At 65.7% G+C, this 14936-nt stretch carries 16 protein-coding genes; 9 read left to right on the plus strand and 7 right to left on the minus strand.

Annotated elements, in window-relative coordinates:
• The first annotated feature begins 58 nt into the window (after positions 1-58).
• Positions 59-1384, plus strand: coding sequence for a sensor histidine kinase (locus tag ACGFK1_RS19735; RefSeq protein WP_393433194.1), 1326 nt, complete (start codon positions 59-61; stop codon positions 1382-1384).
• Between the two features lie 236 nt (positions 1385-1620).
• On the plus strand, positions 1621-2244 hold the full coding sequence (ripD, locus tag ACGFK1_RS19740; RefSeq protein WP_393432793.1) for an NlpC/P60 family peptidoglycan-binding protein RipD: 624 nt from the start codon (positions 1621-1623) through the stop codon (positions 2242-2244).
• A 12-nt stretch (positions 2245-2256) separates the two neighbouring features.
• Here ripD and ACGFK1_RS19745 read toward each other — a convergent pair whose 3' ends face one another.
• Genes ACGFK1_RS19745 through proS form a run of 3 tightly spaced genes read right to left on the minus strand, consistent with a single transcriptional unit; the run spans position 2257 to position 5573 of the window.
• Positions 2257-2490 (minus strand): DUF6480 family protein, encoded by a 234-nt coding sequence (locus ACGFK1_RS19745; protein ID WP_393432796.1) that lies wholly within the window; start codon positions 2488-2490, stop codon positions 2257-2259.
• 30 nt (positions 2491-2520) lie between these two features.
• Positions 2521-4122, minus strand: a complete 1602-nt coding sequence (locus ACGFK1_RS19750) for a methyltransferase regulatory domain-containing protein (protein WP_393433196.1) — start codon at positions 4120-4122, stop codon at positions 2521-2523.
• A gap of 44 nt (positions 4123-4166) precedes the next feature.
• Positions 4167-5573 carry a proline--tRNA ligase gene (gene proS, locus ACGFK1_RS19755; protein WP_393432799.1) on the minus strand — a complete coding sequence of 469 codons (1407 nt, stop codon included), beginning with the start codon at positions 5571-5573 and terminating at the stop codon, positions 4167-4169.
• A 98-nt stretch (positions 5574-5671) separates the two neighbouring features.
• On the opposite strand from proS, the gene ACGFK1_RS19760 reads away from it, so the two are divergent.
• The 4 genes from ACGFK1_RS19760 (at position 5672) to ACGFK1_RS19775 (ending at position 8730) form a co-directional block, all read left to right on the plus strand.
• Positions 5672-6433, plus strand: a complete 762-nt coding sequence (locus ACGFK1_RS19760) for a CDP-diacylglycerol diphosphatase (protein WP_393432801.1) — start codon at positions 5672-5674, stop codon at positions 6431-6433.
• Positions 6434-6727: 294 nt separating this feature from the next.
• The gene (locus tag ACGFK1_RS19765; RefSeq protein ID WP_393432804.1) at positions 6728-7321 is read left to right on the plus strand and encodes a hypothetical protein; all 594 of its coding nucleotides are present in this window, start codon (positions 6728-6730) and stop codon (positions 7319-7321) included.
• A 51-nt stretch (positions 7322-7372) separates the two neighbouring features.
• Entirely contained in the window at positions 7373-8362 is a 990-nt protein-coding gene (locus ACGFK1_RS19770) for an amidohydrolase family protein (RefSeq protein WP_393432807.1), read from the plus strand.
• Between the two features lie 98 nt (positions 8363-8460).
• Complete coding sequence (locus ACGFK1_RS19775) at positions 8461-8730, plus strand: hypothetical protein (protein ID WP_393432810.1); 270 nt, start codon at positions 8461-8463, stop codon at positions 8728-8730.
• 5 nt (positions 8731-8735) lie between these two features.
• Here ACGFK1_RS19775 and ACGFK1_RS19780 read toward each other — a convergent pair whose 3' ends face one another.
• Positions 8736-10556, minus strand: a complete 1821-nt coding sequence (locus ACGFK1_RS19780) for a helix-turn-helix domain-containing protein (protein ID WP_393432813.1) — start codon at positions 10554-10556, stop codon at positions 8736-8738.
• Between the two features lie 84 nt (positions 10557-10640).
• Here ACGFK1_RS19780 and ACGFK1_RS19785 point away from each other — a divergent pair, with 84 nt between their 5' ends.
• The gene (locus tag ACGFK1_RS19785) at positions 10641-11477 is read left to right on the plus strand and encodes a class II aldolase/adducin family protein (RefSeq protein WP_393432816.1); all 837 of its coding nucleotides are present in this window, start codon (positions 10641-10643) and stop codon (positions 11475-11477) included.
• Positions 11478-11526: 49 nt separating this feature from the next.
• On the opposite strand, the gene ACGFK1_RS19790 is transcribed toward ACGFK1_RS19785, so the two are convergent.
• Positions 11527-12162: an FKBP-type peptidyl-prolyl cis-trans isomerase gene (locus ACGFK1_RS19790; protein WP_393432819.1), complete on the minus strand. Its 636-nt coding sequence runs from the start codon at positions 12160-12162 to the stop codon at positions 11527-11529.
• A 58-nt stretch (positions 12163-12220) separates the two neighbouring features.
• Entirely contained in the window at positions 12221-12838 is a 618-nt protein-coding gene (locus ACGFK1_RS19795) for a class I SAM-dependent DNA methyltransferase (RefSeq protein ID WP_393432823.1), read from the minus strand.
• Between the two features lie 281 nt (positions 12839-13119).
• Here ACGFK1_RS19795 and ACGFK1_RS19800 point away from each other — a divergent pair, with 281 nt between their 5' ends.
• Positions 13120-13881, plus strand: coding sequence for an alpha/beta hydrolase (locus tag ACGFK1_RS19800; RefSeq protein ID WP_393432826.1), 762 nt, complete (start codon positions 13120-13122; stop codon positions 13879-13881).
• Between the two features lie 69 nt (positions 13882-13950).
• Entirely contained in the window at positions 13951-14259 is a 309-nt protein-coding gene (locus ACGFK1_RS19805) for a hypothetical protein (protein WP_393432829.1), read from the plus strand.
• A gap of 23 nt (positions 14260-14282) precedes the next feature.
• Here ACGFK1_RS19805 and ACGFK1_RS19810 read toward each other — a convergent pair whose 3' ends face one another.
• Positions 14283-14885 (minus strand): HD domain-containing protein, encoded by a 603-nt coding sequence (locus ACGFK1_RS19810; RefSeq protein WP_393432832.1) that lies wholly within the window; start codon positions 14883-14885, stop codon positions 14283-14285.
• Positions 14886-14936 lie beyond the last annotated feature (51 nt).

The following is a 14936-nucleotide window of genomic DNA, read 5'->3' on the forward strand; positions in this document are numbered from 1 at the left end:
CAGGCATGTCGGGTTCGGCGATACGAGGGTTCTGGTGCTCCGCGGCCAACGGCTGAACATGCTGCTGACCCGCGTCCTCTCGCTGCGCATCATCGTCATCGTGGCGGCGATTTCGGTCGTTGTCCTCGTGATCACGCTGGGCGCATGGGTCTGGTTCGGGGTGACCAACGACCAGTACAGCCAGCTCGACCGGCGGTTGGACTCGGTGAGCAGTCTCGGTGACATCAACACACTGCTGCGAAGCGTTCAGAACAACACCGTCGACCAGCCTCTTCCCAACGGCGGCCTGGTCCGCACCGTGCGCATCGGGCGCGGCACGGTCTCGGTGCCCCGCGACGTCGTCTTGCCGCAGTTCGAGAACGGCTACGCCAACACCACCATCAACGGCGTTGAATACCGCGTCCGGACGTTCTCCGCGGGAATGGCATCGGTTGCCGTCGGGGCGCCGACCGCCGACACACAGCGTCGCATCGACGAACTTCACCGCCGCGTGCTGTTGATCTGCGGCGGCGTGATCATCGGGACCGTCCTGGTGGGCTGGGTGATGTGGCTGATCATGATCAACCCGTTCCGGCTGCTGGCCCAGCAGGCCCGCGCCATCAACGCGCAGTCCAAACCGGATGAGGTGCAAGTGCGCGGGGTGCAGGAGGCCGTTGAGATCGCCGAAGCGGTCGAGGGAATGCTCGCCCGCATCGGTGACGAACAACGGAGGACCAGGGCGGCGCTGGAATCCGCGCGTGACTTCGCCGCGGTCGCCTCGCACGAACTGCGCACGCCGCTGACGGCGATGCGCACCAATCTCGAGGTGCTGTCGACGCTCGACCTGCGCGACGAGCAGCGCAAAGAAGTGGTCGGCGACATCATCAGAACGCAGAGCCGCATCGAGGCGACCCTGACGGCGCTTGAACGGCTGGCGCAAGGAGAGTTGACCACCGTCGACGACTTCGTCCCCGTCGACATCACCGACCTGCTTGACCGGGCGGCGCACGACGCGATGCGCAACTACCCGAATCTGCATGTCTCGCTGGCAAGTTCGACGACGGTCTTGATGGTAGGGCTGCCCGCCGGCCTGCGACTGGTCATCGACAATGCGATCACCAATGCGATCAAGCACGGTGGCGCGACCGAAATCCGGCTCAGCGCAGAGAGTTCCAGCGACGGCGTCGAGATCGTCGTCGACGACAACGGCGACGGAGTGCCAGAAGAGGAGCGAGCCGCCGTGTTCGAGCGGTTCTCCCGGGGCTCGACGGCCGCACGCTCGGGCTCGGGTCTCGGGCTGGCCCTTGTGGCCCAGCAGGCCGAGTTGCACGGCGGCACCGCCGCGCTGGAGGCAAGCCCGTTGGGCGGCGCGCGGCTGGTCTTGCGACTGCCAGGACCGAAGTAGCCGGGGGCGGCGCTTACGTCGGTCTCGGTGGTCGATCACGAATCGTCACCGGCATGGTCACAGTACGACAAAGAATCCAGCCTTGACCTCGGCAAAGCTGCCACCCACGGCGCCAGTATGTTGCTGAAGTGAATATAGTGACTGGTGTTAATAAGGTCGGCGACGCGGTCAAGGGTGCCCGGAAACCGCATCCGATCAGGTGTGGCAGCCCCGCCACGAGGACGAAGGAAGCACAAATGAAACGCATCTGCGCCGTGATGCTCGGGTTGGCTCTGCTGATCGCGACGCCAGGTGTCGCGACCGCTGACGCGAACCGCCAGCAGGCGATCAATCTCGTAATCCAGCGGGCACTTTCACAGCGCGGCGTGCCGTTCGCCTACGGTGGCGGCAACGCGTCGGGACCCAGCCTGGGAACTGTCGCCGTCGAGGCGCCGCCGCAGATCGCCGCGACCCCCGGTCTGCCCGCCGCGCCGGTTGTGCCGAACGCGGGCGCGACCGGGCTGAGCCTGACCCCGGTCACCACCCCCGCGGTCGCCGCTGTCGACCCGCTCGCAGCCCCCACCGCCGAACAGCGCGTCAGCAAGGTCGGATTCGACGCATCCGGTCTGATCGTCTACGCCTTCGCGGGCGTCGGGATCAAGATGCCGCGGTCGTCCGGTGAGCAGTACAAGGTTGGCCAGAAGGTGCTGCCGGCGCAGGCGCTGCCAGGCGATCTGCTGTTCTACGGTCCCGACGGCACCCAGAGCGTCGCGCTTTTCATCGGCAATGGTCAGATGGTCGAGACGACCGACAGCGGGGTCGCGGTGTCGCCGGTGAGAATCAACAACATGACGCCGTACCTGGTCCGCATCATCGCCTGACGGCACCGCAGCCTACAAAGACACGAGCAGGCCGATCGCGACCGCCGCGAACAACAGAATCAGGGCGGAGACGGCGATGACCCCGACGACGGTCGTTGGTGTCAGCCGCCGCCTCGGTCGGGGTTCCGGTTCGGAAAGTCCTGACGTCTGCGCCGAGTCGGGCGGGGTCGCGCCGGGGGCGACGCCGCCGCCGGGCTCGAGGCCGGGGGTTCGTGCCGGATTGGGATCGGGCGGTTGTGCAGTCATACGAGCAGCGAATACCCGATCGCGCTCGGCTCACACGTCGACCGCAGGGAAATGACCGCGCAGCAGTTTCATTTCCGCGAGGTGCTGCGGCAACGCGTCGACGTAGTCGACAAGTGCATCGCGGTCGATCGACATCGCACGCTCGGCCGCGACGGCCGCAAGCGTGGTGAGCAACGCATCGCGATCCCGGGTGCCATCCAGCAGTGGCAGCGCCAGACGGTCCAGCGGTGACAACACCTGTGACTCGTGCCAGAGGTTGAACGTCGACGCCTCATGGTCATTACTCGTCAATTCGGCCATCCGCCTTGCGGTTTCGTCGAGCCGAAGGTTCCCGCTCACTGGTTCCGGCGAAACAGGTTCGAGGCGGCAACGGCCCTGCCCCTGCAGAATCAGCACGCCCATCAAATTGTCGACGAGGTCAGGGATGCTGTCGCTGGGGTTCAGCCCCGCGGACAGCAACCGATTGTGCACGGCGTCCACCAGGTCCTGTCGGGACAGCGTCCACGGCCAGCGGGCGGTGAGCGCGTCCAGGGCGGCTTTCACGCCGGGATCGTTGGTGAACAGCGTCGCGCCGTCACCTTGGTCGAACTCCTGACGCGAGTGGTCGAGGCGCGTCTCCCCGTCGACAGGAGGCGCCGACACGGCAATGTGGAAACGGCGGAAGCGGGACTGGTCGGGGTTGTAGCGAATCTGTTGCGCGCGTTCAGCATGAACGAAAAGCGTTTCGCGGAACGTGCGATCCGCGACGAAGTCGAGATATTGCTCCACCAGAACCTGGACGCCGCCGCATTTCTCCAGTAGATAGTCCGCGACCTTGGGGCCGTAGTTGGCGGGGACCATGGCCTCCGGGCGTGCCTCTGCCAGGAACACCATGCCGTGCGCCCCAGCGCGGCCCAGCATCTCGTAGAAGTAGCAGGGCGCGTTGAACGTCTCGAGTTCGTCGTGCAGCAGGAACGAATCCGCGAAGCCGAGGGCGTGGGCCTTGGAATCGGCGATTATTCTCGCCAGCGCGCTGTCAGCGGACGTCGATTCCTGCAGAAAGTCGATCATGCGCCTGGCCTCGCGCACTTTCTGCTCAGGCGACGTGCTGCCGCCGCTGGCCAACAACATCGCGTCGCGGAGTATCTCCTTCGACTTCCAGCCCGGGTACACGTTGTAGCTCAGATAGGCGACGCCGAGGGGAGCGAGCAGCCTACGGATGGCGGCCAGCAGCGCGTCCTGAACCTCGGGCGGCACCCAGCTGTACACGCCGTGGGCGATGATGAAATCGAACTGTCCCAGCGCCTCCAGCTCGACGTTGGCGATGTCGCTGCACAGCAACTCGAGGTTCCCAAGGCCCAACGACTGTGCGCGCATTGTGCCTTGGTCGATCTGCTTCTGCGACAAGTCGATTCCCACGACGCGCGCGTGCGGGTGCGCCGCCGCGAACGGGTACAGGTTGCCGCCGCCCGCGCAGCCGATCTCGAGCACCCGCGCCGTCGCCACATCCGGGGTCTCCAACCCGAACAGGCACGCGACCGCGGCCAGCGATCCCGGCGCCGACTGCGGAAATGAATTCGAGGTGTAGGGCGTCGCGTCATAGTCGGCGCGAAGTTGCTCGATCGCGTCGGTCAGGTCGTCAACTGGTTGCATCACCGCGGCATCCGACCACGGTTGTCTTAACGGAAGGTGACGGCTCAGTACGCGCGGGCAACATAGGCCAGCGCGCCGCCATCGTCGTCGGCTTCTGGCAGCGAGCCGTCGCCGAGCTGCAGGCACCGCACCGTCAGGCCGCTGGTCGCAAGGTCCTGCTCGCCCGCCGCGCCGACGACCTGCCACGGCACGCGTGCAACGCCCGACTGTGCGGCCTCGCGGGCCTGGTCGAGCGTGGTGCAGTCGGTCGTGGCCACGTTGCGGCGCGCGGTCGCCGCTTCGAGCATGTCGTGCTGTATCCGGCTAGTGAGCTGGTGGACCTCGTCGGCGACGCGATCGATCCGCACAGTGCACTTCTCGCGGGTATCGCGCCGGTACAGCAGCGCGACATCATTTGCCAGGTCGCGCGGTCCGATCTCGACCCTGATCGGCACGCCCTGAAGGTCCCAATCGGTGGCACGCCTTCCGAAGGGCTGATCGACGTTGCCGTCGAGCCTCACCCGCACGTCACGGGTGACCAACTCGTCGACCAACCTCGAGCCTGCCCGGGTCACCGCGCCCTCGGCATCCTTGACTACGACAACGGCGGCCTGCACGGGCGCCAGCGCCGGCGGCAGCACCAGTCCATGGTCGTCGCCGTGGCACATGATCAGGCCGCCCAGCATTCGGGTGGATGACCCCCATGACGTCGTCCAGCACAGCTCGCTGGCACCCTCGGCGCTGGAGTAGGTGATGTTGAACGCGCGGCTGAATCGCTGGCCGAGCTCGTGTGAGGTGGCCATCTGCAACGCCTTGCCGTCGCGCATGATGCCCTCGCAGGTCATGGTGTTCTCGGCACCTGCGAACCGTTCGGTGGCGGTCTTGCGACCCACGATGACGGGCATGGCCAGCACGTTGCGCAGGAAATCGTGATAGACCTCGTGCAGGATGCGACGGGCGTACTGCCGCGCATCGAATTGCGTCGCATGTGCGGTGTGGCCCTCTTGCCAGAGAAACTCGGTGGTGCGCAGGAAGATTCGTGGCCGCAGCTCCCACCGGACAACGTTGGCCCACTGGTTGAGAAGCAGCGGCAGGTCGCGATAGCTGTCCACCCACCTGGCCATGTACTCGCCGACGACCGCCTCACTTGTCGGACGGATTGCGAGCGGTTCGGCCAGTTCCTTACCGCCGCCGTGCGTGACGACCGCGAGTTCGGGGCTGAACCCTTCGACGTGCTCGGCCTCGCGCTGGAAAAAGCTCATCGGAATTAGCAGCGGAAAATACGCGTTGTGCGCCCCTGCGGCCTTGATGCGAGCGTCCATCTCGGCCTGCATCCGCTCCCAGATCGCGTAACCCGTTGGCCTGACGACCATCGTCCCGCGCGCTGGCCCGTTGTCGGCCAACTTCGCCTTGGTCAGCACGTCTTGGTACCAACGCGGGAAGTCGTCTCGCTGAGGGGTCAGCACCGCCATACGACAAGCCTAGGGGCGTGGGAGAAACGAATTTTTCGCCGACGGGCAGGCCGACGGAGGCCGACGAGGGGCCGTCGAAAGCCCGTAGCCTCGCTGGCGTGAATCCTCCCCGGTGGTTGTTGTTTCCGGTAGCGCTTGTGGTCGCCGCCGGGGTGCTGGCCTCGCCGGCGAATGCCGATCCGAATGCGCTGTGGACGATCGTGCATGACCAGTGCGTGCCGGATCGGGAAGCCAGCGGCAACCCCGCCCCGTGCTCGCGGGTGAACCTCGACGCAGGGCAGCAGCGCGGGTACGCCGTGCTGAAAGATCTCGTTGGTGCGACGCAGTTTCTGCTGATCCCCACGGAGCGCATCTCTGGTGTCGATAGCCCCGAACTTCTCGACCCGGATGCGCCCAACTACTTCGCGGCCGCTTGGGAGGCAACCACTTTCGTCGACCAGCGGGCCGGTGTCGACATTCCGCGCGACTGGCTGAGTCTCACCGTCAACTCTGCCGTCGCGAGAACGCAGGACCAACTGCACATCCACATCGATTGTGTCCGCGCCGATGTGCGGGAGACGCTGAGCCGACGCCTCGCGGATGTCGGACCCGTGTGGGCGCCGTTCCCCGAACCCTTGATGGGACACCAGTACCAGGCGCTGGCCGTCGCGGGCGAGACGCTTGAGGCCACCAATCCTGTTCAGTCACTTGCCAAGCGGGTTGACGACATGGGCGGCCAGACGCTGGCGGTCGTCGGCACGTATCTGCCTGACGGCCAGCCGGGCTTCGTCGTGCTGGCCAGTCGCGCCGACCCGGCCACCGGAAACCCCGGTGCAGCCGAGGAACTGCAGGACCACACGCGGTGTCCGCCCGCCAAGTGAGGCCGCGGCGAGATGCTGCGGTCGGTGGTCGTGCTCTGAGCCTGCGCCGGCTCACCGAAGCTACGGTTTATGACGGGATTTCACCCGATTTGCGTCATAAACCGTAGTCTCGGCGGCCACGAGGCCGCCGTGAGTAACTCGCGGCGGCCTTCTGCCGATAACCCGGGGGTAGGCGAACCAGGTGACGCCGAAGAGGGCGAGGCGCTAGCCTTGCTCGGAAGTCGGGTCCGGCGCTGCGGCGCTGCTCCTGAGAGGGGCGCTCGCGAGCGCCACCAGAGAGGACAACCGGGTTTTATGGCCGAACGAACACGCGCGACGTCCCCAGCCACGTTCGTGCGAGTGGCAGTCGCGGGCGTTTTCCTCGCAGGTGGTGCGCTCGCAGTCGCGGGGCAGGCCGTCGCAGACCCCGCGGCGCCCTTACCGACGCCGACCCCCGGGGTGCCTCCGCCTCCCGGCCAGCCGGTGCTGGATCCCAACGCCGCGATCGCGGCGCCTCCGCCCCCGCCGGCGGGGCCGCCGACCGTGCCGGAGATTCAGAACCCCGTCTATGGCGCGGGGCAGACGCCGGGCAATTTCGGTTACCTCAGGGATCTGTGGCACACCTTTCACAGCGGCAATCCGTTGGAGAACTTGACCGCACCGATCGAAGATGCACCGGGGCCGCCCCCTGGTGCGGGTCCGCCGCCGCAGCTGCCACCTGGATACGTCTCGATCAATGCCCCGGAGTCCAACGGCCCTCCGCCAAAGGGCCCGGCAACGGGCGGGCCTCCATTGCCGCCGGGGTACTACCCGCTGAACGGGCCGCCGCCGCCCGGGTACTACGACACGCCGCCACCGGCCGACCCGGCAGCGCCACCGACGATTCCGCAGGCGCCGCCGACCCCTTAACCACGTCGGTCATTCAGGACCAACCCAGAAACCGCTCTTACCATCGCGGAAATGAAGCTGGTTGGTCTCGAGGAACACTTCGCGACACCCGAGGTGATCAAGGCATGGCAGGCGCTGGAGCCGCAATGGCGAGACGTCGGGATCGCCGGGTCGGCTGACGACGAACTCGGCCGACGGCTGATCGACCTCGACGTCGAGCGGATCGCCGCCATGGACGCGACCGGCCTCGACGTTTCGGTGGTGTCGATGACGACGCCGGGGCTGCAGAACCTCAGTCCGCAGGATGCCGTGGCGTTGCAGGGGGTGTGCAACGACACCCTGGCAGACGCGGTGCGTCGCCATCCCGACCGGCTACAGGGCTTCGCGGCCGTAGCGACGCCCGCACCGGAGGCCGCTGCGGCTGAACTCGACAGGGCGGTAATAAAACTCGGCTTCAACGGCGCCATGCTCTATGGGCGCACCCGCGACCGCAATCTCGATCATCGTGATTTCTGGCCGATCTTCGAGGCAGCGGAGGCGCTCAACGCGCCGCTGTACCTGCACCCGCAGCCGCCGCCACCGAGCGTGCGGACGGCCTACTTCAGCGGACTGGGGGATGCGGTCGACGGCGCGCTGGCCACGCATGGAATCGGTTGGCATTACGACGCGGGCCTACAACTGCTGCGGCTCATCCTCGCGGGGGTGTTCGACCGATTCCCCGGTCTGCAACTGATCCTCGGGCACTGGGGCGAGGTGATGCTGTTCTACCTCGACCGCATCGACCGGATGACTGGCATCGCCGATCTCGATCGGCCGGTGTCGGATTACGTGCGCAGCAACGTATTCGTCACGCCGGGCGGCGTGTTCAGTCAGCGTTACCTGCAATGGTCGCTCGATGTGATCGGCGCTGAGCGCATCTTGTTCGCCTCCGACTATCCGTACGTGCTGGCGCCGGATGGCGGCAGCCGCCGCTTCCTCGAACAAGCCGACCTCAGCGGATCGGACCGGGACAACATCGCCGCAGGCAACTGGGAGAAGTTGTGCGCCGGAATCCGTCGCTGACCTGACCGACGCCGCAGGGCGAGCAGCCACCGCAGCCGGACGTGAGCTAGCATGCTTATGTCAGCTAAGGATCGGTAGCGAGCCACTGGAGTCATCTCATGATCTCGATCAGGACCACCCTTGCTGCGATCGCATTAGCGGGGGGACTCACCGGTATGGGCGGTGCCGTCGCAAGCGCCGACCCGGTTCCGCCGCCACCCGCGCCCGTTCAGGGTGAGGTGCCGCCGGATTGGGCGCCGCGGAAGCCCGCGGAGGTGTGGAACGGACAGCCCGTCGTGTGGTATTCGGGCTGGGGCGGACGGTGGGGCGTGTGGATCAACGGCGGCTTCATCCCGCTGTCGTCGAACCCCGTCACCGGCGGCGGTTAACGGCATCACCCCTGATCTGGAACGATTCGCACGAGGATGTGTAAGTCGAGCGATCGTGGGGGCTTTCGCCAATCCTCTCCAAGTAGGCGGTCCAACGCCGCGATTCGCTGATAAAGCGTATTGACATGGATTCCGAGCGCCCTGGCGGCAGGCGCCGCCCGGCATCCGTGGTCGAGATAGCCCCGAAGCGTCGCTAACATCGGCATGTCACGCCGTCCTTGTTCCGTGACCACCGCGCCGAGTTCTCGGTTGAACTGCGCCTGCAGCTCTTGACGGCCGGTGTGCTGCAACAGGATTCGGTAGATACCGAGTTCATCGGCTGTGCTGATTGCGCCGGCCCTCTCGAGACGCAACAGTGCGTTCATCGTGTCAACGGCTCGCCGATAGCACTCGTGCAAGTCAGCGGCGCCGTCGGCGGGCCCCGCGATGCCCGCGGTCATGAGGTGCGAAGCCGCCGCGGTCAGCTCTCGCGCCAGGATGTCCGGGCGGTCGGTCGGTACGACCGCGAGCAGTCGTGTGCCGTCGGCGGCGGCGATCGTGCCCACGGGCATGAGTGCCGCAGCTTGGGCTCGCCACGTCCGACTGAATAGGGTGCGCGGTTGTGCCGCGACGACGCAGTACCGCTCTGCCGTGTCGAGCCCCGCAGCGCGCATCCGTTGGCGAAGTGCCGCTGACTCCTCGGCGGGCCGGGTCATCAGATCGACGAGCATGGCTTCTCGAGTCAACCGCGTCGCATCCGCCACCGCACGCTCCTCGAGCATCGCCAACGCCAGGGCGGGTGCGGCCCTCTCCAGCAAGAGGTGATCGCCGGCGTCGTCATCCCCGTCGACGAGAATCAACGCACCGAGCGGTTCGCGGTTCGCGACTATCCAGGCGAATTTCGTCGATCCGCTGTCGAATGACGAAACCGACTCGGCCGCTTCCGGATTGGCTTGCGCCGTCGCCAGCGCCCGCGCTAATCCGGGAGACCGGGGGGATAAGTCCTCGGGCAGGTTCGCGTATGCGTCCAGCAGGAGTACCCGGCCAGAAGCCGCCGCCGCGATCTCAGCCACCAAGTCCTCGACCCCACCCCCGCGCAGGACAATGTCGGAAAGCCGGTGGTCCCACGCCAACGAGCGTTGCAGCTGCCGATTGGCCGTACGGAGTTCGTCCGCGGTTCGACGTTGCTGCTCAATGGTGGCCGCGTTGTCGATCGCCACCGCGGCGTGAGAGGCCAACGCGGCCAACAGGGCGATTTCGTCGTCGCGGAAATGACGCTCGGCGCGTTTACAGACGAACAGTACGCCGATAACGCGGCCGGACATGGTGAGCGGGACACCAAGCAATGCCCGAAACTGTTCGGCGCGCGCGAGAGCGTCGAACTGGTCGTGGACGAACGAAGTCTCATTGAAGTAATCACTGGTCCAGATCGGCTCGCCACTGGCCAGCACCAGACTGACCATTCCTGTCCTACGTGGCACGCGTAAGCCCTCCAGCTTCGCCGTCAGTGCTCCGCTGGCCACCTCGAACACGAAGTCTTCCCCACGCACCACCCCGACATAGGCAAGATCCACACCGAGCAATCGACGTGCCTGCATGGTGATCTGCCGAAGGACGTCATCGACCGCGTGGGTGCTGGTCAAATGCACCGCGATGTCGTTCACGGCGGTCAATTCGGCAGCTCGTCGGCGACGCTCGTCGAGCAGGGTCAACAGCTGAATCGCCTCGCCGGCTTGCCGGTGTGCGTCGTTGGGGTCCGCCCCGCCTCGGATCAAGTCGTCGCGGTGTCGATCGATCGCGGCCACCGACGCGCCCGCCAGCAGCAAACTCAGCCAACTATCCGGCATATAGGCGGACCATACACCCGAATCCTGGATACCAGGATGAACTGACCATAGCTGTCCCGTTGCTCACGCTTTTACGTTGAGGGCATGACCACATCAACACACACCCATCACACGAAACCCGGCGACGCCGACAGCCGCGGCCATGCGAACGTTTTCCAGCCGGAAGACAGCGGCCTGCCGGTTCCGCCGGAGGAACTCTCCGTCGACGAGGAACGCAGCTTGCGCAAACGCGAACTCGCGGCGACCTTCCGAATCTTCGGACAATTCGGATTCTCAGAAGGGGTCGCAGGACACGTCACCGCGCGCGATCCTGAATACCAGGACAGGTTCTGGATCAATCCATTCGGTATGAGCTTCAAGCAGATTCACGTCTCGGACTTGCTCCTGGTTGACGAGCATGGCGAGGTGATGGAAGGTCACGGGCCGGTGAACAGGGCTGGCTTCTGCATCCATTCGGCCGTGCACCGGGCTCGCCCGGACGTCGTGGCCGCCGCCCACGCGCACTCGCTGTACGGAAAGGCGTTCTCGTCGCTCGGGGTGCTATTGGCGCCGATCACGCAGGATGCCGCGGCGTTCTATCAGGACATCGGCCTGTACGACGGTTACGGAGGCCCCGCCAGCTATGCGGAGGAAGCTGAGCGCATCGCTGAAGCCGTAGGCCGCAACAAGGCCGCCGTCCTGCGCAACCATGGCCTGATCACGTGCGGGCACAGCGTGGGGGAGGCTGCCTGGTGGTTCATCACCCTGGAGCGCTCTTGCCAGGCTCAGCTCATCGCGATGGCTGCCGGTCAACCGATCCAAATCGACGATGCGACAGCGGAAGTCACCCGTGAGGAGGTCGGCTCACATTACGCCGGTTGGTTCAGCTTCCGACCGTTGCTGGCCGACATCCTCGCCGAACACCCTGATCTGCTGGATTGAGATCACCCAAGCGGGATTGGCCGCCGCGTCGTGCTGTGCCGACATCCGCTCAGCCCGAGACGCCGAGCACCTTGATCGCGAAGATCAGCGTGTCACCCTTCTGGATACCCGCGCTCGGCTGGCCCTCCGGGTAGCCGTCGGCAGAGGTCATCGCGACCGCGACTGTTGATCCGACCTTCTGCCCTGCGATGGCCTTCTGGAAACCCGGCACGACGCCGTTGAGCGGGAACTCGGCGGCTTGGCCCCGTTCATAGCTGCTGTCGAACACAGACCCGTCGCGTCCGTTGACACCCATGTAGCACACCGACACGGTCGCCGTGTCCGGGACGACCGGCCCGTCCCCGGGCTTCAACGTGTGAACCACGGTTTCCGGCACGCTGAACGGGCCGTTCACCTTGACCAGCGGCGCAGCCGTGTCCGTGGATCCGGTGACGGCGACGCTTCCGGTCGCGCCTGCCTGCGTCCACTCCGGTGCAGCATCGCCCGGCGGAGCCGCGGTCGGGCATGCGCTGGCGTCGGTGGCCGTTTCCATGATCGAAGGTGGCGTGATCACGTCCGCGACGGAAGATGACGATGAGGTCGACGCCGACGGTTGGGAGTCCGAGCCACACGCGGCGATGGTGAGGGCGAACGCGGCGGCACCGGTCACGAGTGCGACAGAAGAAGGCCAACGAGAGAAGTTCACGGTCGACACGCTACAGATGCGAGACGCGCCCACCCGTACGCGGTCCGGCGCAGATTGACTATTCCATCGCGTCCATCGCGCCCTTGCGCAATAGGTAGTTCCAGTAGAGGACGTCTCGTCCCGCATCTTCGTAGCCCAACGTCCTCTGCGAGGTCACGACCTCGAAGCCGGACTCGGTGATCATCGGCAGGATTTCGTCCGCGGAATAAGATTTCAAGCCGGACTGCGCATAGAGCTCGCTCTTGTCTGGCACGGTCAGTCCGAAGACCCCACCCGGGAGTAGCTTTCGGTGCGCCTGTCGCAGGAGCCGAGCAGGATAGATGATGTACTCCATCACCCCGAGCATCACCGCCGCATGGAACGAGCGGTCTTTGACCCGCCATGGTGATTCCAGGTCTTGCTCAATCACCTTCTTGTATGGCAGCTTTCGCGCCCGACGCACCATGGCGCTGGTGCCCTCGATGCCTGTCACGTCATAACCGTGTTCGAAGAACACCAGCGACGAGAGCCCCGTGCCGCAGCCGAGGTCGAGGACATTGGCCCGCGTTGCTCCCAGCGCGCCGACGATCAACCGCGGCACCTCCACGTACGCCGTGTACTTCATGTCGTCGCGCAGTTCGCGGTCGTAGGTTTTCGCGAGGTGTGAGTAAATCGCCTTCACTGAAGTGAGCCGCACCCTCACAGACGATATCGGTTCGAGGATTCCGACAGCGGTTGAATCGCCGTGGCCGCTACCAGAATCACCCGGATTCGCCGACGCCGGCGGCACCGCGAAAAGCGTTGGACGCGCTGTTCTTCAGGTTGATAACGTGCGCAACACCGTGACATCACGCGAGGAGGTGAGACCCGTGAACCAAGTGACCATGTGGGTGCTCCCACTCGCATTCACGGTCGAGCCGCGATAACCGTAGGTGTCGCCGGGAGCGCCTGAACAAGGCAAACCCGAAAGGCAACATCATGCAATTCACCTCACAGACATCGTCGAACGGCGTCGTCGAACGAAGCTTCATCCTGGGGGACATCACCGGCGTGCTCTGGTCACCAGTAGCAGCGACCGTCGACTCACCACTGCTGCTGTTGGGACATTCCGGCGGCATGCACAAGAAGGCGCCGGGGCTGGTCGCCCACGCCCACCACAGCGTGACGACCGATGGCTTCACTGTCGCCGCCATCGACGCGCCTGGCCACGGTGAGCGCCCTCGCAACACCCGCGACCACCAATGGGCCGAGGCCATCCATCGGGCCAGGGTGGCTGGCGAATCGGTCGCTCCGATCGTCATCGACTTCAGCGCGTCGCTGGCACAGCGCGCGGTGCCGGAATGGCAGGAGACGATGAACGCCCTGCAGGCATTGCCCGAGATCGACATGGAAGCGCCGATCGGCTACGGCGGCGTAACGCTGGGCGTGGTGACGGGCCTGATATTGGCGGCGGCCGAGCCGCGGGTGGCAGCAGTGAGCTTCGGTGCGGTCTTCGTGTCCAGCACCCTGATCGAGGCGGCGAGGCAAATCACCGTGCCCGTCGAATACCGAATTCCCTGGGACGACGATGAATTCGATCGGACAGCTGCGTTCGCGTTGTTCGACGCGTTCGCCTCGAACGAGAAGACGCTGCACGCTCACTCGGGTAGCTACCGCACGGTGCCCGAACACGAACGCGACTGCACGGCCCGGTTCTTCACTCGTCACCTCGGCCGGTCCGGCAACGCGGCCTCAGGCTGACGACGTGGGTCTCGGAACGAAGCCTCCTTCAGCGGTTTGAGCCTGCCCTGGACGGGGCAGGCTGATGCCATGCGAAAGTTCGTTTGTCGTGCGCCAATCCTGACAGCCGCTCTCGCGCCGATCGCCGCCCTGTCGTTGATCGCCCCGGCGACTGGTTCGGCGCAACCGCTGGATTGCCGGAACGGAGAGTGGTGGGATCCGGTCGCCAACGTCTGCCAACCGCCGGCACCGGCACCCCTTGGATGCCAGAACGGCGACTGGTGGGATCCGGTCGGCAATGTCTGCAGGCCGCCGTTGGTGCCGATGCCGCCCAACTGCGGAGACGGTCAGTACTGGAATCCGGTTTCCAACGCCTGCCGGCCGCTGGGCCAGGTCTAGGCCGCGGCCTGGAAGGCAGCGGGCTAAGGGGATTGCCTGACAACTGATTCGGCCGAGTGCCCGAAGGTGGCCCATGGTTCGCGGGCGAAGATCTCCTCGACCATCGGGCGGAAGAACTCGAGTGGACGGTGCTCGAACTCCGCGTCGAAGCAGTTCTGGTCGTAGTTCTCACAGAACTCGACGCAGTCGTCGAACCATGGATGGCCGCGATACCTGTCCCGGGCGTCGCGGACCCCGCCCATGTGCGGAGCGTAGTAGTACTGCTGAAATTCGGTGTGCACCTTGACAATCCAGGCCATACGGGCGGACACGTATGGCGCGATGACCGCCGACGCAAAGGCACCGTGCGCATGCGGCGCGTAGGTGTCCCCGATGTCATGCAGGAGCGCAGCGACGACGTACTCGACGGAACGGCCGTCGTCGAAAGCCCTGGTTGCCGACTGCAGTGAGTGGTCCAGCCTGCTGACCGGATACGCCTGCTCGCCGTCGGCGAGGGCCTCGAGGAGGGTGAGGACGCGGGGGACGAGTCCGGCGTTGTTCGTTGCTTCCGCGCGGGCGATGAGCGCGTAGTCTTCCGCGGTGCCCTCGACCATGGTGCGGTAGGTCGCACGTGTTCGGGTGCTCATCGCCGACTCCTCTCGATACGGTCTATCCGGTCCGAACCAACGTAGCGGCCG

This window comes from Mycobacterium sp. NPDC048908 (assembly GCF_043197955.1).
In the GTDB taxonomy this organism is placed as follows: Bacteria; Actinomycetota; Actinomycetes; order Mycobacteriales; family Mycobacteriaceae; genus Mycobacterium.

Bases quoted from the DNA above. Each gene is read 5' to 3' on its own strand.
- ACGFK1_RS19770 (WP_393432807.1), top strand. From the start codon at position 7,373: ATGAAGCTGGTTGGTCTCGAGGAACACTTCGCGACACCCGAGGTGATC.
- ACGFK1_RS19800 (WP_393432826.1), top strand. From the start codon at position 13,120: ATGCAATTCACCTCACAGACATCGTCGAACGGCGTCGTCGAACGAAGC.
- proS (WP_393432799.1), bottom strand. From the start codon at position 5,573: ATGGCGGTGCTGACCCCTCAGCGAGACGACTTCCCGCGTTGGTACCAA.
- ACGFK1_RS19750 (WP_393433196.1), bottom strand. From the start codon at position 4,122: ATGCAACCAGTTGACGACCTGACCGACGCGATCGAGCAACTTCGCGCC.
- ripD (WP_393432793.1), top strand. From the start codon at position 1,621: ATGAAACGCATCTGCGCCGTGATGCTCGGGTTGGCTCTGCTGATCGCG.
- ACGFK1_RS19785 (WP_393432816.1), top strand. From the start codon at position 10,641: ATGACCACATCAACACACACCCATCACACGAAACCCGGCGACGCCGAC.
- ACGFK1_RS19780 (WP_393432813.1), bottom strand. From the start codon at position 10,556: ATGCCGGATAGTTGGCTGAGTTTGCTGCTGGCGGGCGCGTCGGTGGCC.
- ACGFK1_RS19805 (WP_393432829.1), top strand. From the start codon at position 13,951: ATGCGAAAGTTCGTTTGTCGTGCGCCAATCCTGACAGCCGCTCTCGCG.
- ACGFK1_RS19810 (WP_393432832.1), bottom strand. From the start codon at position 14,885: ATGAGCACCCGAACACGTGCGACCTACCGCACCATGGTCGAGGGCACC.
- ACGFK1_RS19775 (WP_393432810.1), top strand. From the start codon at position 8,461: ATGATCTCGATCAGGACCACCCTTGCTGCGATCGCATTAGCGGGGGGA.
- ACGFK1_RS19745 (WP_393432796.1), bottom strand. From the start codon at position 2,490: ATGACTGCACAACCGCCCGATCCCAATCCGGCACGAACCCCCGGCCTC.
- ACGFK1_RS19735 (WP_393433194.1), top strand. From the start codon at position 59: ATGCTGCTGACCCGCGTCCTCTCGCTGCGCATCATCGTCATCGTGGCG.
- ACGFK1_RS19765 (WP_393432804.1), top strand. From the start codon at position 6,728: ATGGCCGAACGAACACGCGCGACGTCCCCAGCCACGTTCGTGCGAGTG.